The sequence below is a fragment of the Alteraurantiacibacter palmitatis genome (assembly GCF_037154115.1).
Classification (GTDB): Bacteria; Pseudomonadota; Alphaproteobacteria; order Sphingomonadales; family Sphingomonadaceae; genus Alteraurantiacibacter; species Alteraurantiacibacter palmitatis.
In genome coordinates this window covers 72,949-92,759 of record NZ_JBANRO010000004.1, presented here as the reverse complement: position 1 = coordinate 92,759, position 19,811 = coordinate 72,949, and the positions used below count along the sequence as shown (strand labels likewise).

Sequence of the window (19,811 nt, the reverse complement as noted above, 5' to 3'; positions counted from 1 at the left end):
GGTGCGAACCTGCCCCGGAAGGTTCATGTGACCATGCTGAAGCCTCGTCTGGTGCACATTTCGGCCGATTATCCCGATCCGATTGTGCCGGCCAAGACGGCGGCTATCCGCAATCTTGTTCACCTGATCGACACGCATTTTGCCAATCGGGTCATCTCGCTCAATCGGCGATCTGTGGGGGCCGCGCGTCTGGCATCCCTGTGCGTGCGTGGCTTTGGCACGCCTGCCCTGCATATCGAGGATCAACCCTTCCCCGATGGAATCGCGATGGCGTACCGCGCGCCGGGCAAGGGGCTTTGGCATCATGCGCTGCTTGCCGCGCTGGGCGATGTCATTGCGCGGCGAGTGGAGGAAAGCGGCGGCGCCGATCTGGTCGTGGGGCACAAGCTGACGGTGGAAGGGATTGCTGCCGCGCGGGCATCGCAGCGGCTGGCAATTCCCTTCGCGCTCACCATTCAGGGCGACACTGATACGAAGATCCTGGCGGCGCGCCCGGATCTTCGTGCGCGGTTTGCCCGGATCTTTCACGAGGCCGCGCTGGTATGTTCCTTTGCCCCGTGGTCGCTGGCAGCGGTCGAAGCGCTGCTGGGCAAGCGTCAGGGGCCGGTGTGCATCTTGCCCTGCCCGACCGAACTCGACACAGTCCTGCCGCCCCGGATCGTGCCGGATTCGCTGCTGTCGGTTTTTCACCTTGCCAGCCATCGCCGCAAGAATCTGGCCGGCATGGCGCGTGCGCTCGACCGCGCGCGTGGTCAGCGGCCGGAACTCGCGCTCGCGGTTGTGGGCGGCGGTTCGGCAAGCGATCAGATGTCCGCGCGGGCAGCCACCGGCGCGGTGCAGGGTTTGGCCTTCGAAGGCCCCTTGCCGCGCGATGCGATGGCTGCGCGCATGAACCGGGCGACCGGGCTTCTGCTGCCTTCGCGGCGCGAAACCTTCGGCATGGTATTTGTCGAGGCGTTGTTTGCCGGATGCCCGGTGATCTATCCCCGGGGACGCGCGATAGACGGGTATTTCGAGGGCGCACCCTTTGCGATCGCGGTCGACCCGCATGATCCGGCAGAGATTGCCGCCGCCATGCTGCATCTCGCCCGCGAGGAGGCGGAAATCAAAAATGCGCTTGCCCAATGGCAGATCAGCGCTGGCGCCAGCCGTTTCACGCGCGCGGCCATCGGGGCGAGCTATGCCGGGGCGCTTTCCGGGGTGCTTGACGCACCCGCTCTGCACGCATCACAAGGGGCGTCATGATGAGCTCTCCGGGCGCAGAAGCCGCGACAGACGCGCCGCAGGTTTCCATCCTGATCGTGGCCTATAATTCGCGCGCTACGATCCGGCGCTGTATCGAAGCGGTGGCTCCCGCTGCGCAGTCCACAACGGTCGAAATCCTGCTGGTGGACAATGGTGAGGACGGGACGGGGGCCATGGTGGCGCAGACATTCCCCCATGTCCGGGTCATTGCAGGGCAGGGGAATATCGGCTTTGCCCGCGCGAACAACCTGCTGGCGCCCCATGCGCGTGCGCCCTATCTCCTCCTTCTCAATCCCGATTTCTTCATGATGGAAGGCGCGGTTGATGCGCTGATGGATGGCGCGCGGCGTTATCCCGATGCAGGTGCATGGGGCGGCGTGTCACACGATGAGCGGGGGGTGCCGGACACCAGCAATTCGATTGCCATACCCACGCTGCGCCAGTTGGCGAGCGCGGCGATCGGCCTGTCGATTGCAGGGCGCGCCGTCCCCGACCTGTCGCGTGACGAGCAGGTGGACGTGCTTTCCGGCGGCTTTGTAATGCTGTCACGCACAGCCTGGGACCAGGCGGAAGGCTTTGACGGCCGCTTCTTTCTCTATTGCGAGGAAGTGGACCTGTTCCAGCGGCTGCGCGCCATGGGCTTTCCGTTGTGGCGGCTGGCCGATGCCAGGGGTGAACATATGATCGCGCATGGGCAGGGCACATCACCGCGCCGGCTCCTCTATATGACCACCGGAATCATGGAATATGTGCGCAAGCATTGGGGCTTTCCGGGCTGGCTGGTGGGCGCGGGGCTGATCTGGATTGCGGCGGTTGAACGCTATCTTGCCGGAAAGCTGCTGGGCAGGCGCAATCCGCGGCTGGCCAAGCTGGGCGAGGCCTACCGCGTCATTGCCCGGTGGCCGCATCTGTGGGTGCACGGCTACGATCCGCAAAAGGGATTGCTGACCAGGCAATTGCCCCGGTTGTAAGTCAGCGTGCCGCGGCATCAGGCCAATTGGCCGGCCGCGCGTCGATCAGCGAAGTGAAGGCTTGGTCAATGCCGGGCCCGACGAAGCCGGGGCTGCCCGCGCTGGCGCGGATATCGAGCCAAGGCTTACACCAATCCCAAGAAGCGCGAAGAACCAGAATTGCGCGGTAAGCCACAAGGACACGGAAAATGCCCCGACCGCATAGACGGCGATCGAAATCGCAACACCGATAAGCAGGCGCTGGTCGACAAGCGGCAAGCGTGTCGCCGTTTTCCCCAGCCGGATCAGCGAATAAAGCAACACGCCAAGCAAGAGAAACAGCACGACGAACCCGTGCTGCATTGTCAGCAAGAGCCAGTAATTGTCGATCGAGGCGCTCATCCAGCGCGGACGCACCCAATCATTGTAGCCGATGCCCCACAAGGGATTGGCCATCACCGATTCAGTGCCCCAGTTCCAGATGAGTACGCGGTTATAGCTGGAACCCTGGTTAAACGCCGCATAGCGCATGACGAAACGGAACAGGCCCGATTGCGACAGGAGTTCCACAATCGCCATCACCATCCCCAGCACCAGCAGGAACAGCCGCCAGCTCAGATTGGAAATCATCTCGGTCAGCCAGTTATAGACAATCAGCCCGATGCTGGCGAAGAGAGAGACGAAGCTGGACGAACTCCAGGTGAATATGCCGCTGAACGGTGCGAGGATACCGAGCCATTTGGGCCAGCCGCGAATACCGGACATTGCATATAATGGCAGCAAGCTGCCCATAATGGTCCCGGCAAGGATCGGGTGAGGGAACGGGCCGAGCGAGCGAAGGAATCCGAAGCGGAAGATATTCTGCGGGGGGCGACCAATACCGGTCAGGGCAAAGGCAGCTTCCTGCATGAACGGGGATCCGAGCACGGATTCGGCCGTGATAATGAACCCGGTAATCGCAACTCCGGGTGCGATCAGAATCAGGAACAGCCGAAAATCTCGCGGTGTGCGGATAAGCGCGCGACCAACAAAATAGGCCAGCGCGATATCCAGCAATTGGCTGATTGAACCGCTAATGGCCGATTCAATTCCCATCGTGAGGTATAGGGAAAGGAAGATCCACACGATCATGCCAAGAATGCACGCATCGGGCAGAAGAAAACGCACTTCCCGCCGGACATAGGCAGCAATGACCCAGAAAGCGCCCAGCAAAAGGCCTGTGCGGCCCGGTGTGATGAGGAACGCACCCAATTCCGGGTTGAACTGGCGCGGCAGCAGGAAAAGGTAGAAGATAAAGGCGAGAAGCATTGCCCCCCGAGCCGAAGCGGCCGGTGCCGAGGCGGCGGGCAAGCTGCCAATCTGATTGTGCGCAAGGGGCGCGGTTGCCATGTTCCGGCCTATCTGACTGCCTAGCTTTTCACCTAACCTCCCGTCGATTGCAAGGATAGCAAAAAGTGCGATTTTCCTTTCCTACAGGCTTTCGCAGCGAACAGGCCTCCAGTCCCTTTTTGCAACCAAGAATTGGAAAATGACGATGCTCAAGGATGACTTCCAGGCTTTCGCGGATTCGCCCATGGCCCCTGCCACGCAATGCTTTGCCATTACCCCGGATGACGCAGCCGAATTGCCGCGGGCGACCAAGGCGATCTATATCGGCTCTGCCGGTGATGTGGTGCTGCGTGCGCTGAATGCGGCGGACGATGTCATCTTCCGCAACCTTGCCGCCGGGTCGGTGCTGGATGTGCGGGCGCGTTTCGTGCGGGCAAGCGGCACCACGGCAACCGATATTGTGGGCATGGCCTGATGGGACGCATCGGCTTTGGCTTCGGAGCGAGCCGCGGGGCAGTAAGCCTGCCGCCGGGCACGGGTGCCGGGCTGATGACCGTGGTTGCGCCGGGTGCGCAGTGGACGGGTATCGAAGGAACCGGCTTTGCCGCCTCGGCACCTCCCACCGATCCGGAGCGGATCACGGCCAAGCCCGCCATCCGCCTCATCACCCCGCCGCGCCAATGGTTCACCGACCGCCAGCTTGTGGGCGTGGTGGCGATGGCCAACGACAACGGCACCCTGATGAACAATCTGGGGCTGGAAAAGGTCGTGCTGCATTACGAAGGCAGCAGCGCGGACGTGCTGCACCCCACATTCCAGACTTTCCGCGACGCGAATGGCATCCCGCGCACCTATTTCGGCTGGTGGGCCTGGTTGCAACATGACGGGCGCAACGGTTTCGGCCATGTCTATTTCGAGGCCATCCCGCGCGACACGACAATGCAGCGCCGCGTGATCGGCCCCTTTCTTTATGCACCCCAGCCCGCCAGGCACCTGATCGAATTGCAGGTGGCCCCCAGCCTGCCAGAAATCCCCGGCCAGCGCTTTCAGTCGCTCAACGCGGCGTCCGCCTGGTGCAAGTCCAATCCGGTGATCGACAAGAATCCGCGCATCACCATTCTGGAGCCGGGCAAATACGAGCTGTTGGAGAACACGGGCGGCAGCCGCACCACGCACAAGGGCTATATCACCGTGGAGGTGGCCGAAGGCGTCGAGGCCAGCATCGGGCGGCTTGAATACACCACCGATACCGATGCGCGCATCCGCAACAACAGCTTTCCGTGGTGCTTTCGCGGCGCGAACCTTACGATTGATCTGCGCTACATGAAGCAGGTGGATGGCAGCACCATGGCGCTGGGTGACGGGATGCACTGGCTGGATGGCTGCAAGCTGACCAGCACCAGCCCGGAAGGCCGCTACGAAATGCAGCGCGGCGGGCCTATCCATGACAATGGCCAGCGCGTCCTCGCCAATCCGTGGTTCACCGAGGTTGAGGTGAGCCATATTTCCGGGGCCTTCATCGGTCTGTCACTGGCGCGCGGCTGCACCGCGAACAGCATCACCTATGACATTGCGGCGGGCGTGCGGGCTTGCGTCGATTGCGTGATCACTGACCATTCCACCGCGTTTTATTATGTCGATCATCCCATGCTGGAAGTGACCTATACCGGCAGCGCGCCCACGGCCACGGTGCGCCGCACCGGCGGGGCGGATGCCAATGGCGTGACTTTCTGGTTTGAATGGGGCGGCAATGCGCGCAGCTTCGTGACTGGTTCAAGTTTCAATTATTACACCGGCGATTTGGGGGATGGGTATAGCGCCGCCGATCTGGTGAACTGGATCAACACCACGCTTGCGGCGGTCGATCCGGGCTGGAGCGCCAGGCTGACCGCCGATCCCGACAAGGCCGACTGGCGCTGCGCGCGCATTTCCACGGCCGGGCGCCCGTCCAGCGCCTTCGAGGCCACCAGCGCCAAGGACACGGCGCTGGGCCTGTTCACCCGCTTTGCCCGCCATTCCGATTTCTTCCAGCACGCCGCCGGACGGTTGGAGAACATCGTGTTTTGGGGCAATGTGTGTGACGGGGTGGAGGTGCAGGCGTTCTTCTTGGGGCCGATCGCGCAGAACGGGGTGCCGGGCCAATCCTACGACATGATGTTCGTGAACAATATCGTGCGCCAGAACAGCAACGATGCCACCGCGCTCAGCCAATATGGCAAGGGCGGCTGGACGGGCAGCCACCTCGTCTTTGTGCACAACACCATGGTGAACCAGAAGCTGGTGATGCGCAGCGACAGCGCGGGATGGGATATTGCCGGTTATGCGCTCACCGCGTGCAATGCGCTGCAAGGGTTCAACTGGTTCGGCGGCGGTGGGCCCGATCCCGACATGGTGGTGAAGGACAACCATTTCCACGCCGGGCAGATCGAATTGAACGGCGCGGCGCGGATCAGTTCGGGCGGCGGGCCGGACACGCTTTTCGGCAATTACCTGGCGGGCAATTTCCGCCCGGCGGGGGCCCTGCTGGAAAACCTTAAACCGCCCGTGGTGCCGTTTGACCGCACGCATCTGAAGCGCGCGGAACTGGCTCCCGCAGGCGCCTTGACCCAGGTCTAGGCTGGCCCGGTAATCCTGCGTGCGCCCACCACACGGGCGGGTGATCCGGCGGCGATCGTCATGGGCGGTATCTCTCCCTTGACGATCGCCCCTGCGGCAATGATCGCCCCGTCGCCAATGCGTGCACCCGGCAGGATGATGCAGCGTGTGGCCAGCCACACATCATTGCCGATCACGATATCCGCCTCGTTCATGGGCTGATCGGTCACCGGCTGGCCGTGATTGTAATCATAGCTGGCCGCCGTCACCATCACTTCAGGGCCGAACAGCACATCGTCCCCGATGATGATCCGCCCCGTGGACGGGCCTGCCCACAAATGGCAGCGCGAACCGATCCGCACCCGGTTGCCGATGGTGATGCGTTCGGCATTGCTGAACACCGCATCCGGGCTGATCCCCGGATCGCTCCCCAGCGTAATCTGCCGCAAGGGCATGACGTGCATATAATTGTGATAATTGACGATTTTGAGCAAGTGGAGCCAAGCGCGCGGATCGAGTATTGACCGCAGCAGGCGTTTGCCACGGTCCCCTTTGCCAAGCTTGCGCTTGTGCGCGCGGCGATCGCCATCACCCATGGCCCGCCCCCTCTTGCGTTTGCGCCCACAATTCAAGATCGCGCGCGTAATGCTGTGCCACAAAGCCGCGCACGGTTGGCGACTGCGCCAGATCGCGCAGGGCATCCCCACGCTCCTGATAGAGTGCACCGCGAAGCCGCTTCTTCAGCGATTTGGGCAGTATCGCCTTTGCGGTGCGTGTTGCGCCTTCGTTCGCGGTCATCAGCCGGTGCAGCGCCTTGTAGCGGTGCGACTTGGACGTGTTTTCGCGGATCAGGTGAAACGGCGCGATGGTGATGTCATGGGGCGCAAAGTGCGCGGCAATCGCGGCCTGGAACTGCGCCATCTGATTCATGCCGAAAAGCTGCTCCACCACGCGCGTCCCGTCCAGCAGGATATAATCGGCCTGCGGCTGGAAATGCACGAAATCGAAGGGCAGATCATCGCGTGCATCCAGCAGATCGCCAAGCTGCGCCAGCGTCTCATCCAGCGCCCCGGCAAAGCGTGCGGGCGGCAAATCCTCCACCGCCAGCCCGTGAAACTGCTTCAGCCGCTGGGAGAGCGAGGAGATCAGTCTCTCATGCGGATCGCGGATCACCGCAAAGGAACGGCTGGCTTCAATGCGCGCCAGTTCGGCGGGAAACCAGCGCTGCAATTGCCCCAGCGTCAGATGGTGGAAATCGGCAAAGGCTACACCGGGTGCGGGCGCATAAGTAAACGGGCGTGAAGGATGGGCGGTGAGCCCGCGCGTGATCTCGTCCTGCCGCTCGTCGAACTGCTCCAGCGCCGCGCGCACCGTGGTGCCCGCGCATTTGGGGATATGGATGAAGGCAAAGTGGTAGGTGTCGCTGACGATCACGGGCGTCTCACACTTTCCAGCTGCTCAGGTCGCGGCCGATGATCCCCTCCAGCCGGGTCACATCGGGCACGAATTCGGCGGTCAGCTGCGCCATGATGCGGGCATCGGGGGCTTCCGCCCGGCCCTTGGCATAAAGCTGGCCTTGCCAGCGCTTCCACAAGGCGGAACGCAGGCCGCTCGGCAAATACCTCTTTGCCAGCCGGTAGAGGTTGAAACGATAGACCACCCGCCGCTGGAATTCCACCAGCAGCGGCGAGCGCACCACCGCCGCCTCGTTCACCGGGTCCAGATTGACCTCAGGATCAGGCTCCACCCCGATGAAGCGGCAAGCGCGTTCATAAGTGCCGCGCGTATCGGCGCGCAGATCGTCATACAGGATCACCAGCACCTGATCCGGCCCGAAGGCATCGACATAGCGCTGCACCTGTTCGGCATAGGATCCCACGCGGCGGTAGAACAACCCATCCACCCCAATCGCACCAGCAGGAATGCGGCGTCCGGCAATCCGATCCGGTTCTGCCGCCAGCGCTTGCTCGAAATCGGCAATATCCTCGTCGCGGCTTTTCAGCATCTGCTGATGCAGCGATCGGATCATGTCGGCAGGTTTGCGCAGCATGATGATGATCTTGGCATCGGGGTTGTAGGCGTGGATTTCCGCTGCCGCCTTTTCCGAGGAAAGATAGAAGACCGAAGCGTCGAGCACGATGCGGTGCGTCTTTGCCAAATTCGCCGCCCAGCCTTCGTAACGCGCCTTGTCCCAGCGTCCGCCGGGCAGGCGGTAATCGAGGTCGGAGCCGAAGAAATGCAGCTCCTTGGGCATACTGCGAATATCGGGATGCGCAACCAGATAGGTCGTCAGCGCGGTGGTGGCGCATTTGGGCGCGCCCACGATGAACAGATTGGGCACCGTCATGCGCCTGCCTTCCCTTGCGTGCCCGCCTCCTCAGCCGCGGTGAGGAATGCCGCGATCTCGGCAAAGCGGTCGTCCAGCCGCCAGCTCAGCTTGTGCAGCGGTATGCTGCGCTGGGTGATGGCCTGCTGCATTTCGGCCTCGCGGCCCGGCTCCATCCGGCCCGCAAACAGCGCAAAGACCAGATGCGGCGGCATGGCGCCCATTTTGGGCATCCTGTCCCAGACCTCTCTGGCGGCCGGATCGCGCCGCGCGACATATTCGGCGGCGTCGTTGTGCCAGTAATAATTGTCGGTTTTCCCACGCCCCTGCCAGTAAGCCTGCACCTGCCTGTCCCACGCGCTGACAAAGGCATTGCCCGGCGCGGCGGCCAGAAACCAGTTGCCGATGGTGCGGGAATAGGTGTGACCGATAAAGGGGCGGTCGCCGGCAATCCAGGTGAAAGCAAAAAAGCCCGCCTGCGCGGCAAAGGGCAGCCATTCGTCCAGCGGGCGCGACACCCAGATCGTGGGATCGGCCCAGACGCCACCATGTGTCGCCAGCAGGCGCGTGCGCAGGACATCGGCGTAATGCGCCTTCAGTATGCCATCGGGAAGCGGGGGCATGGCGACAAGCCCGTCCACCTGCGACCTGTCGAGCAGGCGCACATCCCAGCCGGGATGCATGGCCTGCCAGCGCGTGGCGCAGGCCTGCACGATGCCGGGAGCCACCGCGAAACCCTGATCCCAGTAAAGCCACAGGCGGCGCGGAACGGGCGCGGGGATGAACGGCTGGTGCGGCCGCGCCATGCCCAATGCGCGCACAATCCGCCGCTGCACCTTGCCCGCAAGCCCCTGCGCCCGCTTGAGCCGGATATAGCGGGGAAGCGTCATGGTCAGGCTCTCCTCTGGCGGCGCAGCTTTTGCAGCACGATGGTGGCAAGGTTGCGCAAGTCCGGCGCAACCCAGAGCGCCCAGCCGCACGCCGTCAGACCGAATACGCCCTTGGCAAGAATTGCAGCGGGCGAAATCTGCGGCAGCGCCTGCGCAAGCATGACCGCGGCGGCGACAATCGCGACCGATTGCAACAGGATCGGGGCCATCTGTCCAAGGGTACCCGCCCGCCAGCTCAACAGCAAGGCGTCGATAAAGCCGCGCGCCAGCACCGCGCAGACGGCCCCTGTCGCGCCAAAATAGAGAGTGGCGAAATATATCCCGGCGAAAAAGGGCAGGAGTTCGAGCATCAGGATTGTCATCGTCACGCGCGGCCTGCCCGATGCATGAAGGATCATCGCTGGGATCTGGAACGAGGTGCGCGACAGGATCGTAATTGCCGCCAGCTCCGCCACCAGCCCCACCTCATCGGCAAAGCGCGGATTGATCCAGATGCTGATGAACGGGTGAATCGCCAGAACCGCCCCGACCGACAGCAATGTGCCGAAGGCCATGTTTGCTGCGGTCACGCGTCGTGCCATTTGGGCCAGATCATCCGCCTTCGCCCTGGCGATACGCGGGAAAATGACTTCCACCACCGATCGCGGAATTGTCGCTGCCCGCTGCATCAGGCTCATCGGTACGGTGTAAAGCGCTACTGATCCTGCGCCCAGCAGCGAGCCGATGAAAAAGCGGTCGCCATTGGAGAGCATCTGCCGCCCGAAGGATGCCCCGCTTGACCACAAACCATAACTGAAAAGCTGTTTCACATCCTGCCGCAGGAAGCGTGGCCGGAAGCGGCCGACGAATCCTGCCGCCGCGTTTGGCACCAGCATCAGTGTGAGCAGCAAGGTGCCGAGCGCCGATGCCGGAACCGCCCATCCCAGACTTGCGCCCAGCAAGATCACGGCAATCAGCGGAACGAATTGCGACAGGGCGGAACTGGCCAATTTCATCAGGCTGACAGCCAGAAAGCGTTCCTGTCCGCTGAGCGCGCCAAACATCACGCCGTTGAGGATATTGAGTGCAACGATAACGCCGATCCACGGCAGTACGCTCAGCGTTTCCGCGCGCAGGTCAGGGGCCATGTCTATCAGAGTGCCAAAGGCAAACCACGCTGCCAGATACATGACCATCGCCCCCAGCGCCCCAAGGCCAAGGCTGAGCAGCGTGGATGTCCAGAGCACGTCATATTGCTGCTGCGCGGAAATCGCGCTGCGCCGGGCCATTTCGTAGCGAGTGGCAAGGCCCAGCCCGAGGTCGAAAAAGCCGAGATATCCGGTGATCGTCCACACCAGCACCAGCACGCCGTAACGTTCTTGCCCCAAGATGGACAGGTAAAGCGGCGCGGAGATAAGCGTGGTGATGATCGGTGACAGATCGCCGGCCACATTGAGCGCCGCATTGCGGGCAATTTTCATCCCTTGTGCCTCCGGGCGTCCCTCACGCCCGCACCAGCGGCCGCCACCAGGCCTCGTTGTCCAGATACCAGCGCAGCGTGCCCGCAAGCCCGCTCTCGAAATCGTGCGCGGGCACATATCCCAGCTCGGCGCGCGCCTTGGTTTCGTCGATGGCATAGCGCCGGTCGTGGCCCGCGCGGTCGGTGACGAAGGTTTTCAGCTCTGCCGTGGGGCGGCCTTTCGCGGCCGGGGCATCGGGGAAACGCTGCGCCAGCCCGTCAATTTCCGCAAAGGCGCGGTCCACTTCGGCGCAGATGCGATCGATCACCGCCATGTTGGGCAATTCCTCGCCTCCGCCGATATTGTAGGTTTCGCCCGGCTTGCCCCGCGCCAACGCCGCCTCGATGCCGCGGCAATGATCCTCGACATGAAGCCAGTCGCGCACATTCATCCCGTCACCATAGATCGGCAGATTGCGGCCATGGAGCGCGTTCAGCAGGAACAGCGGGATCAGCTTTTCGGGATATTGATAGGGGCCGTAATTGTTCGAGCAATTGGTGGTGGTCACTTCCAGCCCGAAAGTGTGGTGATAGGCGCGCACCAGATGGTCGGACGCGGCCTTGCTGGCCGAATAGGGCGAGTTGGGCGCATAGGCCGTCGTCTCGCTGAAGGCGGGGTCATGCGGGCCCAGCGATCCGAACACTTCGTCGGTGGAGATATGGTGGAAGCGGTGGGGCGTGCCGCTGCCGGTGTCGAGCCAAACCTTGCGCGCGGCTTTCAGCAGGCTGTTGGTGCCCAATATATTGGTATCGATAAAGGCATCCGGTCCGCTGATCGAACGGTCCACATGGCTTTCGGCGGCAAAGTGCACCAGCGTGGAAATGCTGTGTTCGGCCAACAATTTCTCCACCAGCGCGGTGTCGCGGATGTCGCCCACCACAAGCTCGGCCTGTTCCACCCCGGCGATGGTGGAGCGGTTGCCTGCATAGGTCAGGCAGTCGAGCACCACGATGCTGTCACCCGGATGCGCCTTCGCCCAGTAATGGACGAAATTGCCGCCGATAAAGCCCGCGCCGCCGGTGACGAGCAGATTAGCCAAGTGCCAGTTCCTCTTTCAACATGGCGCGCAGGTGTGTGCGCCAGTGCGTATAGCCATCGCCCAGAGCCGCGCGCGTCGCGCTGCAATCGAGCAGCGAGAAGGCGGGGCGCGTGGCGGGCGTGGGGTAATCGGCGGTGGCGATGGGGATGACAGGCACCGCACGCGCAAGCAGGCCCAGTGCCAGCGCTTCTTCCTGTATCGCCACGGCAAAATCATACCAGCTGGCAGTGCCGGCATCGGTATGGTGGAAGATGCCGCGCGCATCCTTTGCCACCAGTCCCCAGATCGTGGCCGCAAGTCCGCCCGCCCATGTGGGCGCGCCGATCTGGTCGGCCACCACGCGCAAGCTCTCGCGCTCTGCCATCAGGCGCAGCATGGTGCGAACGAAATTGGCCCCGCCTGCCGCATGAACCCATGCTGTGCGCACGATCAGCGCATCCGGCCCCGCCGCATCCTCGCCCGCCGCCTTGGTGCGGCCATAGGCGGATAGGGGATTGCGGGCGTCATCGGGCCGGTAGGCGCGAGGGCTGGAGCCATCGAACACGAAATCGGTGCTGACCTGCACCAGCCTGCCGCCGGTTGCCCTGAGCGCTTCGGCCATGGCGGCCACCGCATCGGCATTGACCGCATGGGCAAGCGCTTCCTCGCTCTCGGCCTTGTCCACGGCGGTATAGGCAGCGGCGTTGACCAGCAGATCGGGCTTCAGCCCGTGCACAAAGGCGCCTACGGCCGCGGCATCGGCCAGGTCGAGCTCCGCCCGGTCGACTGCGGTCACCTCGCAGGCAGGCGGGGCGCTGGTCTGCAAGGCGCGGCCAAGCTGGCCCGCGCTGCCGGTGACAAGCACTTTCACGCGAAAGCCTCCACACGGCCCAGTGGCACACCGGCCATGTCCTTTGCCGAAAGCTTCACCTCCAGCCCCGCGAGCGGCCACGCAATCCCGACATCCGGATCGTCCCAGGCCAGCGAATGTTCGTTCTGCGGCGCATAGGGCGCGGTGCATTTGTAGAGGAAATCGGTGTTGTCTTCCAAGGTCAGGAAGCCGTGGGCAAAGCCTTCGGGCACCCAGAACATCCGCTTGTTCTGCCCGCTCAGTTCCGCCCCCACCCATTTGCCGAATGTGGGCGAGGAGCGACGCAGATCCACCGCCACGTCGAACACCGCCCCGCTGACCACGCGCACCAGCTTGCCCTGCGGCGCAGGGTTCTGGAAATGCAGGCCGCGCAGCACGCCCTTCTGGCTGCGGCTGTGATTGTCCTGCACGAAGGTCAGGTCCAGCCCGGCGGCGGCAAAACCGGCGGCGTTCCAGCTTTCCAGAAAGAAACCGCGTTCATCCCCGAACACGCGCGGTTCGATGATCAGCGGGCCTTCGATATCGCAAGGGATGATGTGCATCACGCAGCGTACCTAGTGCCGGAGCAATTGCATCAGATAGTCGCCATAGCCCGATTTGATCAGCGGCTGGGCGATTTTTTCCAGCCCGGCATCGTCGATAAAGCCTTGCCGCCAGGCGATTTCTTCCGGGCAGCAGATCTTCAGGCCCTGCCGTTCCTCGGTAATGCGGACATATTGCGCGGCATCGATCAGCGATCCGTGCGTGCCGGTATCCAGCCAGGCAAAACCGCGCCCCATAATTTCGACATTGAGCTGGCCGTCATCCATGTAGAGGCGGTTGAGATCGGTAATTTCCAGTTCGCCGCGCGGGGAAGGCTTCAGGTCGCGCGCACGGTCGACCACTGTCTCGTCGTAGAAATAGAGGCCCGTCACCGCGTAATTGGATTTGGGGCTTGCGGGCTTTTCCTCGATCGAGATGGCGCGCCCATCCTCGTCAAAGGCGACGACGCCGTAGGCCTCGGGATTGCCCACGCGGTAGGCGAACACGCTGGCGCCCTCGTTGCGCGCATTGGCGTTGTGCAGCAATTCGGGCAGGCCGTGGCCGTAAAAGATGTTGTCCCCCAGAACCAGTGCACTCGGCCCCCCGCGCACGAAATCCGCGCCGATATGGAACGCCTGCGCCAGCCCGTCGGGCGAAGGCTGCACGGCATAGGAAATGGCCAGCCCCCAATCCGCGCCATCGCCCAGAACGCGCTGAAACTGCGCGGAATCTTCGGGCGTGGTGATGATCAGGATGTCGCGGATTCCCGCCAGCATCAGCGTGCTGAGCGGATAATAGATCATCGGCTTGTCGAATACCGGCATCAACTGTTTCGATACGCCGCGCGTCAGCGGATAAAGCCGTGTGCCGGAACCGCCAGCCAGAATAATACCCTTGCGGTGGGACTGAGCCATGAAATCCGCACTTTCCCCTATCTGCGCTGCATCGCTGCATTGCAGCATAGTGCAATGCCGTCAACGCCCTTGTCAGGGCCATGCAGCAGCATTGCATTGGGATGCAATGCCACATAACGGTGCCATATTGCAGCAGAAGACCAGCGCGGATTGACGGCAGGGCCGGTATTTTCCACAAGGCAACGGGCGCGCGATGCTGCGCCGCGCAATAACAGGACGCTTGCGAATTGCCGCTTTCGAGCCCCTCACCAAAATCTGGCGCTGCCGGAGCCAGGCGGCAAAGCGGGGAAAGTGCAACGCTGTCTCCTGCAGCGGTGGACCGGTGTCTGGCGGGCCTGATGGCAGGCGGCGCAGACGGTCTCTCCGCTTATCTGGGCAATGATGCCACTGCGCGGCTGGTGTGGTCGCGCATCCGGATGCATGGCATTGCCTTGGCATTGCTCGAAATGGCGCCCGCTGTGCACGCATGGCCGCGGTCGATTTTATCCAGCTTGCGGGACGAGGCGCGCTTGCAGGCGTTGTGGGAACTCTCCCACCGCAATTGCCTTCTGGCTGTGCTGGCAAGGCTGGATGCGGCAGGGGTCGAATGCCTTGTCCTGAAAGGCACGGCGCTGGCTTATCTGGTATATGATCAGCCGGCCATGCGGCGGCGCGGAGACAGCGACATACTGGTGCGCGAAAGCAGTCTGCCGGCGACCCGCGCCATTCTGGCGGATATGGGTCTTGTCCGCACGCAGGACGCGACCTTCGGGCAGGAAAGCTGGGTTTACGATACCGGCATAGGCTTTGTGCATTGCATCGACCTGCACTGGGAAGTGGTGGCCGCTCCGTTCCTGCGGCAATTGCTCGATGTGGAGGAATGCTTTGCCAGCGCCACGCCGCTGCCACGGCTGGCAGCCGGTGCGCGCACCACTTCGCCTGCGCTGCTGTTCATGCGCGGTTTGGTCAACCAGGCGCTGCACCGTACCAATGGCTATCTGGTGGATGACCAGATGATGTTCGCGGATGGCCGCCTGATCTGGCTGCTTGACGCGCATCTGCTCGCCTTGCGCAATACCCCTGCCGATTGGGAGCAGATCGCACGGATCGGCGTGGAGCGCGGGCTCGCCCCCATTTGCGCCAAGATGCTGCGCCATGCGCAAAAGGCGCTGGGCACGCCCTTGCCCGAATCCGTGATGACGCGATTGGAGGCGGAACCGCAGGCAAACCCTGTTACGTCCTATCTCGAACTCGGCAGCGGCACGGCGCGCCTGCGCGATGACCTGGGCGCTTCCCGCGATATGGCAAGCCGTGTGCGGTTGCTGCTGGCGCACGCCTTTCCGCCGCGCAATTTCATGCAAGGCCGATATCCGGGCAGGGCGCATTGGCCGCTGGGCCTGCTCTACCTTCACCGTCTTGTCGCCGGTCTGTGGAACCTGCTGGTGCAGCAGGGCAAGGCCGGATGACGCCTGCCTATCTGCTGCGGCAGGCGGCTCCCTACCGCCGCCCGCTTTTGACGATTGCCGCGGTAAGCCTCCTGACATCGGCGGTGACGCTGGCGATTCCGTGGTTGGCCGGGCAATTGCTGGGCCGGGTCGTGGAAGGAAGTGGGACTGCTGCTGCCGCCGGCATGGGCATGGGCATGGGCATGGGCATGGGCATGGGCATGATCCTTGTGCTGCTGGCCGCAGCCTTGGTGGCGGGAACCGGGCTGACCATTGCAGGCGCTATCCTGTCTGCCGCCACGGGGGGGCGGATTCTGGCCGATCTGCGCATTGCCGCGCACCGCCACATCCTGCGCCTGCCCGTGCCGTTTCACGACAACAGCAATGCGGGCGAATTGCTGTCGCTCACCACTTTTGAAGTCGCCAGCCTGTCGAATTTCCTTGCCAACACGCTGGCGCGCCTACCCGCGATGCTGGTGACGGCGGCGGGCGCGGCGGTGCTGATGTTCCGGCTTGATCCGGCCACCGGCCTGGTGCTGCTGTTGCTGCTGCCGCTGTTCTATCTGGCGGTGAAACTGGTGGGGCGGCGTCTGCGGCAATTGGGATACGAGGCGCGCGATGCCGAAACCGCGCTGATCGTGCTGGCCGAGCAGCAGCTCGAAATGATGATGGCGACCAAGTCCTTCGCGCAGGAGCAGGCGCAATCGGCGGCTTTCACCCGGCTGGCGGAAGCCTCGCGGAAGATCCAGCTCGAACAGGAGCGGTTGAAGGCGATGCTGGGGCCGATCGTCGCCCTGCTGGCGGGTTTCGCCGCGATCCTTGTGCTGCTGCTGGCGGGCGGTGCGGGCGAGGAGGCGCGCGATCCGGCCGAATTGTTCAGCCTGCTTCTCTATGCCGCGCTGCTGACGCGCCCGATGGGATCGCTGGCCGATCTGTATGGCTACACCCAATGGGCAGGCGGAACGCTGGCCCGGCTGGAAGCCGTGATGGCCGAGGCGGAGGAGCGCGGATACGACGACAATCCCACCGGGGTGCGGCGGGCGCAGGGGGCGCTGGCGTTCGAGGATGTCCGCTTTGCCTATCCGGGCCGCGACATGACGCTGGACGGCATTTCGCTTGCTGTCGCACCAGGGGAAATCGTGGCGCTGACCGGCGACAACGGAGCGGGAAAATCCACGCTGATCAGCCTGCTCCTGCGTTTTTACGAGGCTGACAGCGGGCGCATCACGCTGGACGGGCAGGATATTTCGGCCATTCCGCTGCAGCATCTGCGCCGCCAGATTGGACTGGTTCCGCAGCGCCCTTTGCTGTTTGCCGGCACGGTGCGCGAAAACATTGCCTACGGCCTGCCCGATGCAAGCGAGGCGCAGCTGGCCGCAGCGGTGGATCTGGCGCAGGCGCGGGCGCTGGTGGAGATGCTGCCACAGGGTCTGGAAACCCGCATTGGCGACCACGGCGTGCGCCTGTCCGGCGGGCAGCGCCAGCGCATTGCGCTGGCCCGTGCGCTGCTGGCTGATCCGCCCGTGCTGGTGTTTGACGAAGCGACCTCGATGTTCGACCTCGATGCCGAGGCAGCATTCGTGGCAGCGTGCAAGCAGGGGCTGAAAGGCCGGACCGTGCTGATCGTCACGCACCGCCCGGCCAGCCTGGCGCTGGCCGATCGGATCGTCGACCTGCATGAAGGGCGGATCAGGGCGGTTACCGAAAGGCACCCAAAAGGCGCCTAGGCGGCCGCGCCGCGCGAAATCAGGCCGCCTGCACCTCGACGAGACTGTGCGCGGCCAGATCACCCGCCAGTGCGGCCAGATCCTGTTCGATCACATCGATCGGCGCATCGAACTCCTCGGCAATGACCTCGCACAGGCTGGCGAGCGTGCGCGGCTCGTCCTCGATCAATTGCCAGATTCGCGCGCCGACGGGGTTGAGCCCGAAATAGGTGCCGCTGGCCAGATGCATAAGCACCAGTTCGCCGCCCACTTCGCGGGCAACAGCGTCTTCAGAGGCGCTCAAAATGGCATCAGCACTTACAGGGGTCGCGTTCATCACTTTGTCCGTTCGTTGCGGGCGTGGGCAATTATGCTGCCGATTACTTGCGGTAATTGCTCATATTCACGGGGGAAGTCCAGCGCATAGCAGGGCGTTTCGGCCGCCAGTCCCGCCAGCAAGGCGAAATGGCGACGCAGGCGCGGCTTGTCTTCCACATCGAGAATGAAGGCATTTTGCATCAATTCGGCCAGCGCGGTGTGTTCCGCCAGTCCTGCGATCTGCACATCTTCGGCTTCGCCCGGCCCCAGCAGATAGATGCCGGCCAGCGGGAAACTGCGACTGGCAAAGGGCAGGCGACCACCGGCCTGCACAGGAGATTTCGCCTCGTCATCCACGCCTTCCACATCCGCGCCGAGCAGATGCTGCGCGCTGTCGGCAAACAGGCGCAGCACAGGGCGCGTGGGCTGCACATGGCAGGCCTCGCCCTCGCGGTGTTGCAGCACGACGACATCCTCTGTCAGATAGGGATGGCCTGCGGCGGCAAAGGCGCCCGCAAGCGTGGTCTTGCCCCGGCGCGACAAGCCCATGAAGGCATAGGCCGCATCATCGATCACCACCGCGCTGCCGTGCAGATGCAGCTGGCCCCGGTAATTGCCGACCAGCGGCACGATGGCATTGTGAAACAGCGAATCGGTAACTTCTTCAAGTCCCTCCTCTGCCGGGAAGGCGCGCACATCCAGCGTTCCGGCCGCGATCTCGAAATCCGCCCGGTCGGGGAAACGCACCAAGAAGTGCGACACGAAGCGGTAGAACTCGCCTATCGTCTCCCCGTCGGGATCGGTCCAGCGGTCATAGGGCGGCAAGCCCACCGGCTGCTGCGGGCGAACCGGGCCAAGCTGCCAGCCCTCCGTCTCCAAAGCAGGCGCAATCACAGGCCGAGCCGGCCCAGCTCGACCCGGATGAAGCGGCTGGCTTCTTCAGCCGTGGGGAACAGGCCGGGATGATTCGCGATAACCTGCGCCTCGATTTCCGCCGCCGTGCGCTTGCCATCCACCAGCGCCAGCGCGGCAAGGCGCGCCCTGCCGTTGCGATCGAGCACGGGCGGCTTGCCCGCATCGGCTGCGAGATCGGCCTGGGTCAGGATGCGGCTGTTCCATGTGGACATTTTTTGCGGTTTGCCGCCGGGGGGGGTCACTGTCCAGGCAATCATGTCGCCCGCTGTGGTGAAGCGCAGCGAAACGCCGACTATATCGCCCGCCTTCACCGCAAAGGATTGCAGGCAGGGAAGGAACACATTGCTGCGCGCGATGTGCCCTTCGGCCAGCGGCGAATTGGTCATCCACACGCCCTCGGCCAGCTCGCAATTGAACCAGCCTGCCAGCCCGTCAAACCGGCAATCGCGGGCAATTTCCAGCGTGCCCTTGAAGGAATAGCGATCCGGCCCATCGGCATCGAGCGCCACATTGGCCACCGTCAGCGCAGGCGAGCACAGATCCGCCGTCTCGATATTGTGCGCGTGTTTGGTGTTGCGGGCGTAGGCGTTCAGCCAGCGGTATTCGGGCGGAAAGTCCGCCTCGTTCCACTGCTGGGCCAGCGCGCGGCACGAATCGCTGGAAACGCCTGCGATCATCGGATCGATCCGCCGGGGAATCACCGCGCCGCCGGGCTTGAGCATCCGCACGCGCGCGTCGCGCACCATGTCGATTATGCCGTAATCGAAACCAAAAAAGCCGACATGGTCGCAGATCAGCGCGTCTACCTTTTCCGGCAGAACTGCCCGGAAGGTCGAGTCCCGAATAGCGGTGTAGCGGGCGTCCAGACCGGCGCGCAGCATGGTTTCGCGCGCCAGCTCGATCGCGTCGGTGTAATCAATGCCATATATGTGAGAAGCGCCCGCGCGCAGGCATTGCAAACCCAAAACGCCGACCCCGCATCCGAGGTCGGCGATTGTATCACCGGGGGTGATCGTTTGGGATATGGCCGCCTGGTAAAGCTCCGCGCGGCCAGCAATAGCAAGGTATCCGTAATGTTCTTCCAGCGGGGAAGTCATGTCGTGAAGGCATTACCCGCTGGAAAAGCAGTTACGATCCTTACACCATCACCATGACCTGCATGGCCGACATACCGTCGCCTGCGCCGCCGACGCTGCCGCCGGTCAGGTTGCGGACCGAGCCGAACACGGTGAGTTCGGGGCGGGCATAAGCGGCCTTGGGGGTGCGAATGTCGTTGCTCATCTCTTGTC

The 19,811-nt window shown here is 63.5% G+C and carries 20 protein-coding genes; 6 read left to right on the top strand and 14 right to left on the bottom strand.

Features of this window, described 5'->3' with window-relative positions; genetic code table 11:
* Nucleotides 1-33 precede the first annotated feature (33 nt).
* A complete protein-coding gene (locus tag WFP44_RS05675; protein WP_336925642.1) occupies nt 34-1,245 on the top strand; it encodes a glycosyltransferase in 1,212 nt (403 codons plus the stop codon).
* Nucleotides 1,242-2,216 carry a glycosyltransferase family 2 protein gene (locus tag WFP44_RS05670; protein ID WP_336925440.1) on the top strand — a complete coding sequence of 325 codons (975 nt, stop codon included), beginning with the start codon at nt 1,242-1,244 and terminating at the stop codon, nt 2,214-2,216. Before WFP44_RS05675 ends, WFP44_RS05670 begins: the two co-directional genes overlap by 4 nt.
* Before the next feature lie 45 nt (nt 2,217-2,261).
* On the opposite strand, the gene WFP44_RS05665 is transcribed toward WFP44_RS05670, so the two are convergent.
* Entirely contained in the window at nt 2,262-3,584 is a 1,323-nt protein-coding gene (locus tag WFP44_RS05665; protein ID WP_336925439.1) for a hypothetical protein, read from the bottom strand.
* Nucleotides 3,585-3,723: 139 nt separating this feature from the next.
* Here WFP44_RS05665 and WFP44_RS05660 point away from each other — a divergent pair, with 139 nt between their 5' ends.
* On the top strand, nt 3,724-3,999 hold the full coding sequence (locus tag WFP44_RS05660) for a spike base protein, RCAP_Rcc01079 family (RefSeq protein ID WP_336925438.1): 276 nt from the start codon (nt 3,724-3,726) through the stop codon (nt 3,997-3,999).
* Complete coding sequence (locus WFP44_RS05655; protein ID WP_336925436.1) at nt 3,999-6,140, top strand: hypothetical protein; 2,142 nt, start codon at nt 3,999-4,001, stop codon at nt 6,138-6,140. The genes WFP44_RS05660 and WFP44_RS05655 overlap by 1 nt, the downstream gene beginning before the upstream one ends.
* On the opposite strand, the gene WFP44_RS05650 is transcribed toward WFP44_RS05655, so the two are convergent.
* The 9 genes from WFP44_RS05650 to rfbA are packed head-to-tail and all read right to left on the bottom strand — an operon-like array spanning nt 6,137 to nt 14,159.
* Nucleotides 6,137-6,715: an acyltransferase gene (locus WFP44_RS05650; protein WP_336925435.1), complete on the bottom strand. Its 579-nt coding sequence runs from the start codon at nt 6,713-6,715 to the stop codon at nt 6,137-6,139. The genes WFP44_RS05655 and WFP44_RS05650 overlap by 4 nt on opposite strands.
* On the bottom strand, nt 6,708-7,553 hold the full coding sequence (locus WFP44_RS05645; RefSeq protein WP_336925434.1) for a sulfotransferase family 2 domain-containing protein: 846 nt from the start codon (nt 7,551-7,553) through the stop codon (nt 6,708-6,710). The genes WFP44_RS05650 and WFP44_RS05645 overlap by 8 nt, the downstream gene beginning before the upstream one ends.
* Nucleotides 7,554-7,560: 7 nt before the next feature.
* A complete protein-coding gene (locus WFP44_RS05640) occupies nt 7,561-8,466 on the bottom strand; it encodes a sulfotransferase family protein (RefSeq protein WP_336925432.1) in 906 nt (301 codons plus the stop codon).
* Nucleotides 8,463-9,335 (bottom strand): capsular polysaccharide synthesis protein, encoded by an 873-nt coding sequence (locus WFP44_RS05635; protein ID WP_336925431.1) that lies wholly within the window; start codon nt 9,333-9,335, stop codon nt 8,463-8,465. Before WFP44_RS05635 ends, WFP44_RS05640 begins: the two co-directional genes overlap by 4 nt.
* Nucleotides 9,336-9,337: 2 nt before the next feature.
* Nucleotides 9,338-10,795 carry an oligosaccharide flippase family protein gene (locus WFP44_RS05630; protein ID WP_336925430.1) on the bottom strand — a complete coding sequence of 486 codons (1,458 nt, stop codon included), beginning with the start codon at nt 10,793-10,795 and terminating at the stop codon, nt 9,338-9,340.
* A gap of 22 nt (nt 10,796-10,817) precedes the next feature.
* Nucleotides 10,818-11,873, bottom strand: coding sequence for a dTDP-glucose 4,6-dehydratase (gene rfbB / locus WFP44_RS05625; protein ID WP_336925428.1), 1,056 nt, complete (start codon nt 11,871-11,873; stop codon nt 10,818-10,820).
* Nucleotides 11,866-12,723 carry a dTDP-4-dehydrorhamnose reductase gene (gene rfbD, locus WFP44_RS05620; protein ID WP_336925427.1) on the bottom strand — a complete coding sequence of 286 codons (858 nt, stop codon included), beginning with the start codon at nt 12,721-12,723 and terminating at the stop codon, nt 11,866-11,868. The genes rfbB and rfbD overlap by 8 nt, the downstream gene beginning before the upstream one ends.
* On the bottom strand, nt 12,720-13,265 hold the full coding sequence (rfbC, locus tag WFP44_RS05615; RefSeq protein WP_336925641.1) for a dTDP-4-dehydrorhamnose 3,5-epimerase: 546 nt from the start codon (nt 13,263-13,265) through the stop codon (nt 12,720-12,722). Before rfbC ends, rfbD begins: the two co-directional genes overlap by 4 nt.
* A 12-nt stretch (nt 13,266-13,277) precedes the next feature.
* Nucleotides 13,278-14,159, bottom strand: a complete 882-nt coding sequence (rfbA, locus tag WFP44_RS05610) for a glucose-1-phosphate thymidylyltransferase RfbA (RefSeq protein ID WP_336925426.1) — start codon at nt 14,157-14,159, stop codon at nt 13,278-13,280.
* Between the two features lie 338 nt (nt 14,160-14,497).
* Between rfbA and WFP44_RS05605 the strand changes: the two genes are divergently transcribed.
* Both WFP44_RS05605 and WFP44_RS05600 read left to right on the top strand, forming a co-directional pair.
* Nucleotides 14,498-15,604, top strand: a complete 1,107-nt coding sequence (locus tag WFP44_RS05605; protein WP_336925425.1) for a nucleotidyltransferase family protein — start codon at nt 14,498-14,500, stop codon at nt 15,602-15,604.
* Nucleotides 15,601-17,310 (top strand): ABC transporter ATP-binding protein, encoded by a 1,710-nt coding sequence (locus WFP44_RS05600; protein ID WP_336925424.1) that lies wholly within the window; start codon nt 15,601-15,603, stop codon nt 17,308-17,310. Before WFP44_RS05605 ends, WFP44_RS05600 begins: the two co-directional genes overlap by 4 nt.
* A gap of 19 nt (nt 17,311-17,329) precedes the next feature.
* On the opposite strand, the gene WFP44_RS05595 is transcribed toward WFP44_RS05600, so the two are convergent.
* The 4 genes from WFP44_RS05595 to WFP44_RS05580 are packed head-to-tail and all read right to left on the bottom strand — an operon-like array spanning nt 17,330 to nt 19,803.
* Nucleotides 17,330-17,626, bottom strand: coding sequence for a PqqD family protein (locus tag WFP44_RS05595; RefSeq protein WP_336925423.1), 297 nt, complete (start codon nt 17,624-17,626; stop codon nt 17,330-17,332).
* Nucleotides 17,626-18,486, bottom strand: a complete 861-nt coding sequence (locus WFP44_RS05590) for a hypothetical protein (RefSeq protein WP_336925422.1) — start codon at nt 18,484-18,486, stop codon at nt 17,626-17,628. Before WFP44_RS05590 ends, WFP44_RS05595 begins: the two co-directional genes overlap by 1 nt.
* Nucleotides 18,487-18,497: 11 nt before the next feature.
* Complete coding sequence (locus WFP44_RS05585; protein ID WP_336925421.1) at nt 18,498-19,619, bottom strand: class I SAM-dependent methyltransferase; 1,122 nt, start codon at nt 19,617-19,619, stop codon at nt 18,498-18,500.
* A gap of 40 nt (nt 19,620-19,659) precedes the next feature.
* Nucleotides 19,660-19,803, bottom strand: a complete 144-nt coding sequence (locus WFP44_RS05580; protein WP_336925420.1) for a hypothetical protein — start codon at nt 19,801-19,803, stop codon at nt 19,660-19,662.
* Nucleotides 19,804-19,811: the final 8 nt, after the last annotated feature.

Excerpts from the sequence above, each read along its gene's own strand:
- WFP44_RS05675 (WP_336925642.1), top strand. The coding sequence starts at position 34 with ATGCTGAAGCCTCGTCTGGTGCACATTTCGGCCGATTATCCCGATCCG.
- WFP44_RS05670 (WP_336925440.1), top strand. The coding sequence starts at position 1,242 with ATGATGAGCTCTCCGGGCGCAGAAGCCGCGACAGACGCGCCGCAGGTT.
- WFP44_RS05665 (WP_336925439.1), bottom strand. The coding sequence starts at position 3,584 with ATGGCAACCGCGCCCCTTGCGCACAATCAGATTGGCAGCTTGCCCGCC.
- WFP44_RS05660 (WP_336925438.1), top strand. The coding sequence starts at position 3,724 with ATGACGATGCTCAAGGATGACTTCCAGGCTTTCGCGGATTCGCCCATG.
- WFP44_RS05655 (WP_336925436.1), top strand. The coding sequence starts at position 3,999 with ATGGGACGCATCGGCTTTGGCTTCGGAGCGAGCCGCGGGGCAGTAAGC.
- WFP44_RS05650 (WP_336925435.1), bottom strand. The coding sequence starts at position 6,715 with ATGGGTGATGGCGATCGCCGCGCGCACAAGCGCAAGCTTGGCAAAGGG.
- WFP44_RS05640 (WP_336925432.1), bottom strand. The coding sequence starts at position 8,466 with ATGACGGTGCCCAATCTGTTCATCGTGGGCGCGCCCAAATGCGCCACC.
- WFP44_RS05635 (WP_336925431.1), bottom strand. The coding sequence starts at position 9,335 with ATGACGCTTCCCCGCTATATCCGGCTCAAGCGGGCGCAGGGGCTTGCG.
- WFP44_RS05630 (WP_336925430.1), bottom strand. The coding sequence starts at position 10,795 with ATGAAAATTGCCCGCAATGCGGCGCTCAATGTGGCCGGCGATCTGTCA.
- rfbC (WP_336925641.1), bottom strand. The coding sequence starts at position 13,265 with ATGCACATCATCCCTTGCGATATCGAAGGCCCGCTGATCATCGAACCG.
- rfbA (WP_336925426.1), bottom strand. The coding sequence starts at position 14,159 with ATGGCTCAGTCCCACCGCAAGGGTATTATTCTGGCTGGCGGTTCCGGC.
- WFP44_RS05605 (WP_336925425.1), top strand. The coding sequence starts at position 14,498 with ATGGCAGGCGGCGCAGACGGTCTCTCCGCTTATCTGGGCAATGATGCC.
- WFP44_RS05600 (WP_336925424.1), top strand. The coding sequence starts at position 15,601 with ATGACGCCTGCCTATCTGCTGCGGCAGGCGGCTCCCTACCGCCGCCCG.
- WFP44_RS05595 (WP_336925423.1), bottom strand. The coding sequence starts at position 17,626 with ATGAACGCGACCCCTGTAAGTGCTGATGCCATTTTGAGCGCCTCTGAA.
- WFP44_RS05585 (WP_336925421.1), bottom strand. The coding sequence starts at position 19,619 with ATGACTTCCCCGCTGGAAGAACATTACGGATACCTTGCTATTGCTGGC.
- WFP44_RS05580 (WP_336925420.1), bottom strand. The coding sequence starts at position 19,803 with ATGAGCAACGACATTCGCACCCCCAAGGCCGCTTATGCCCGCCCCGAA.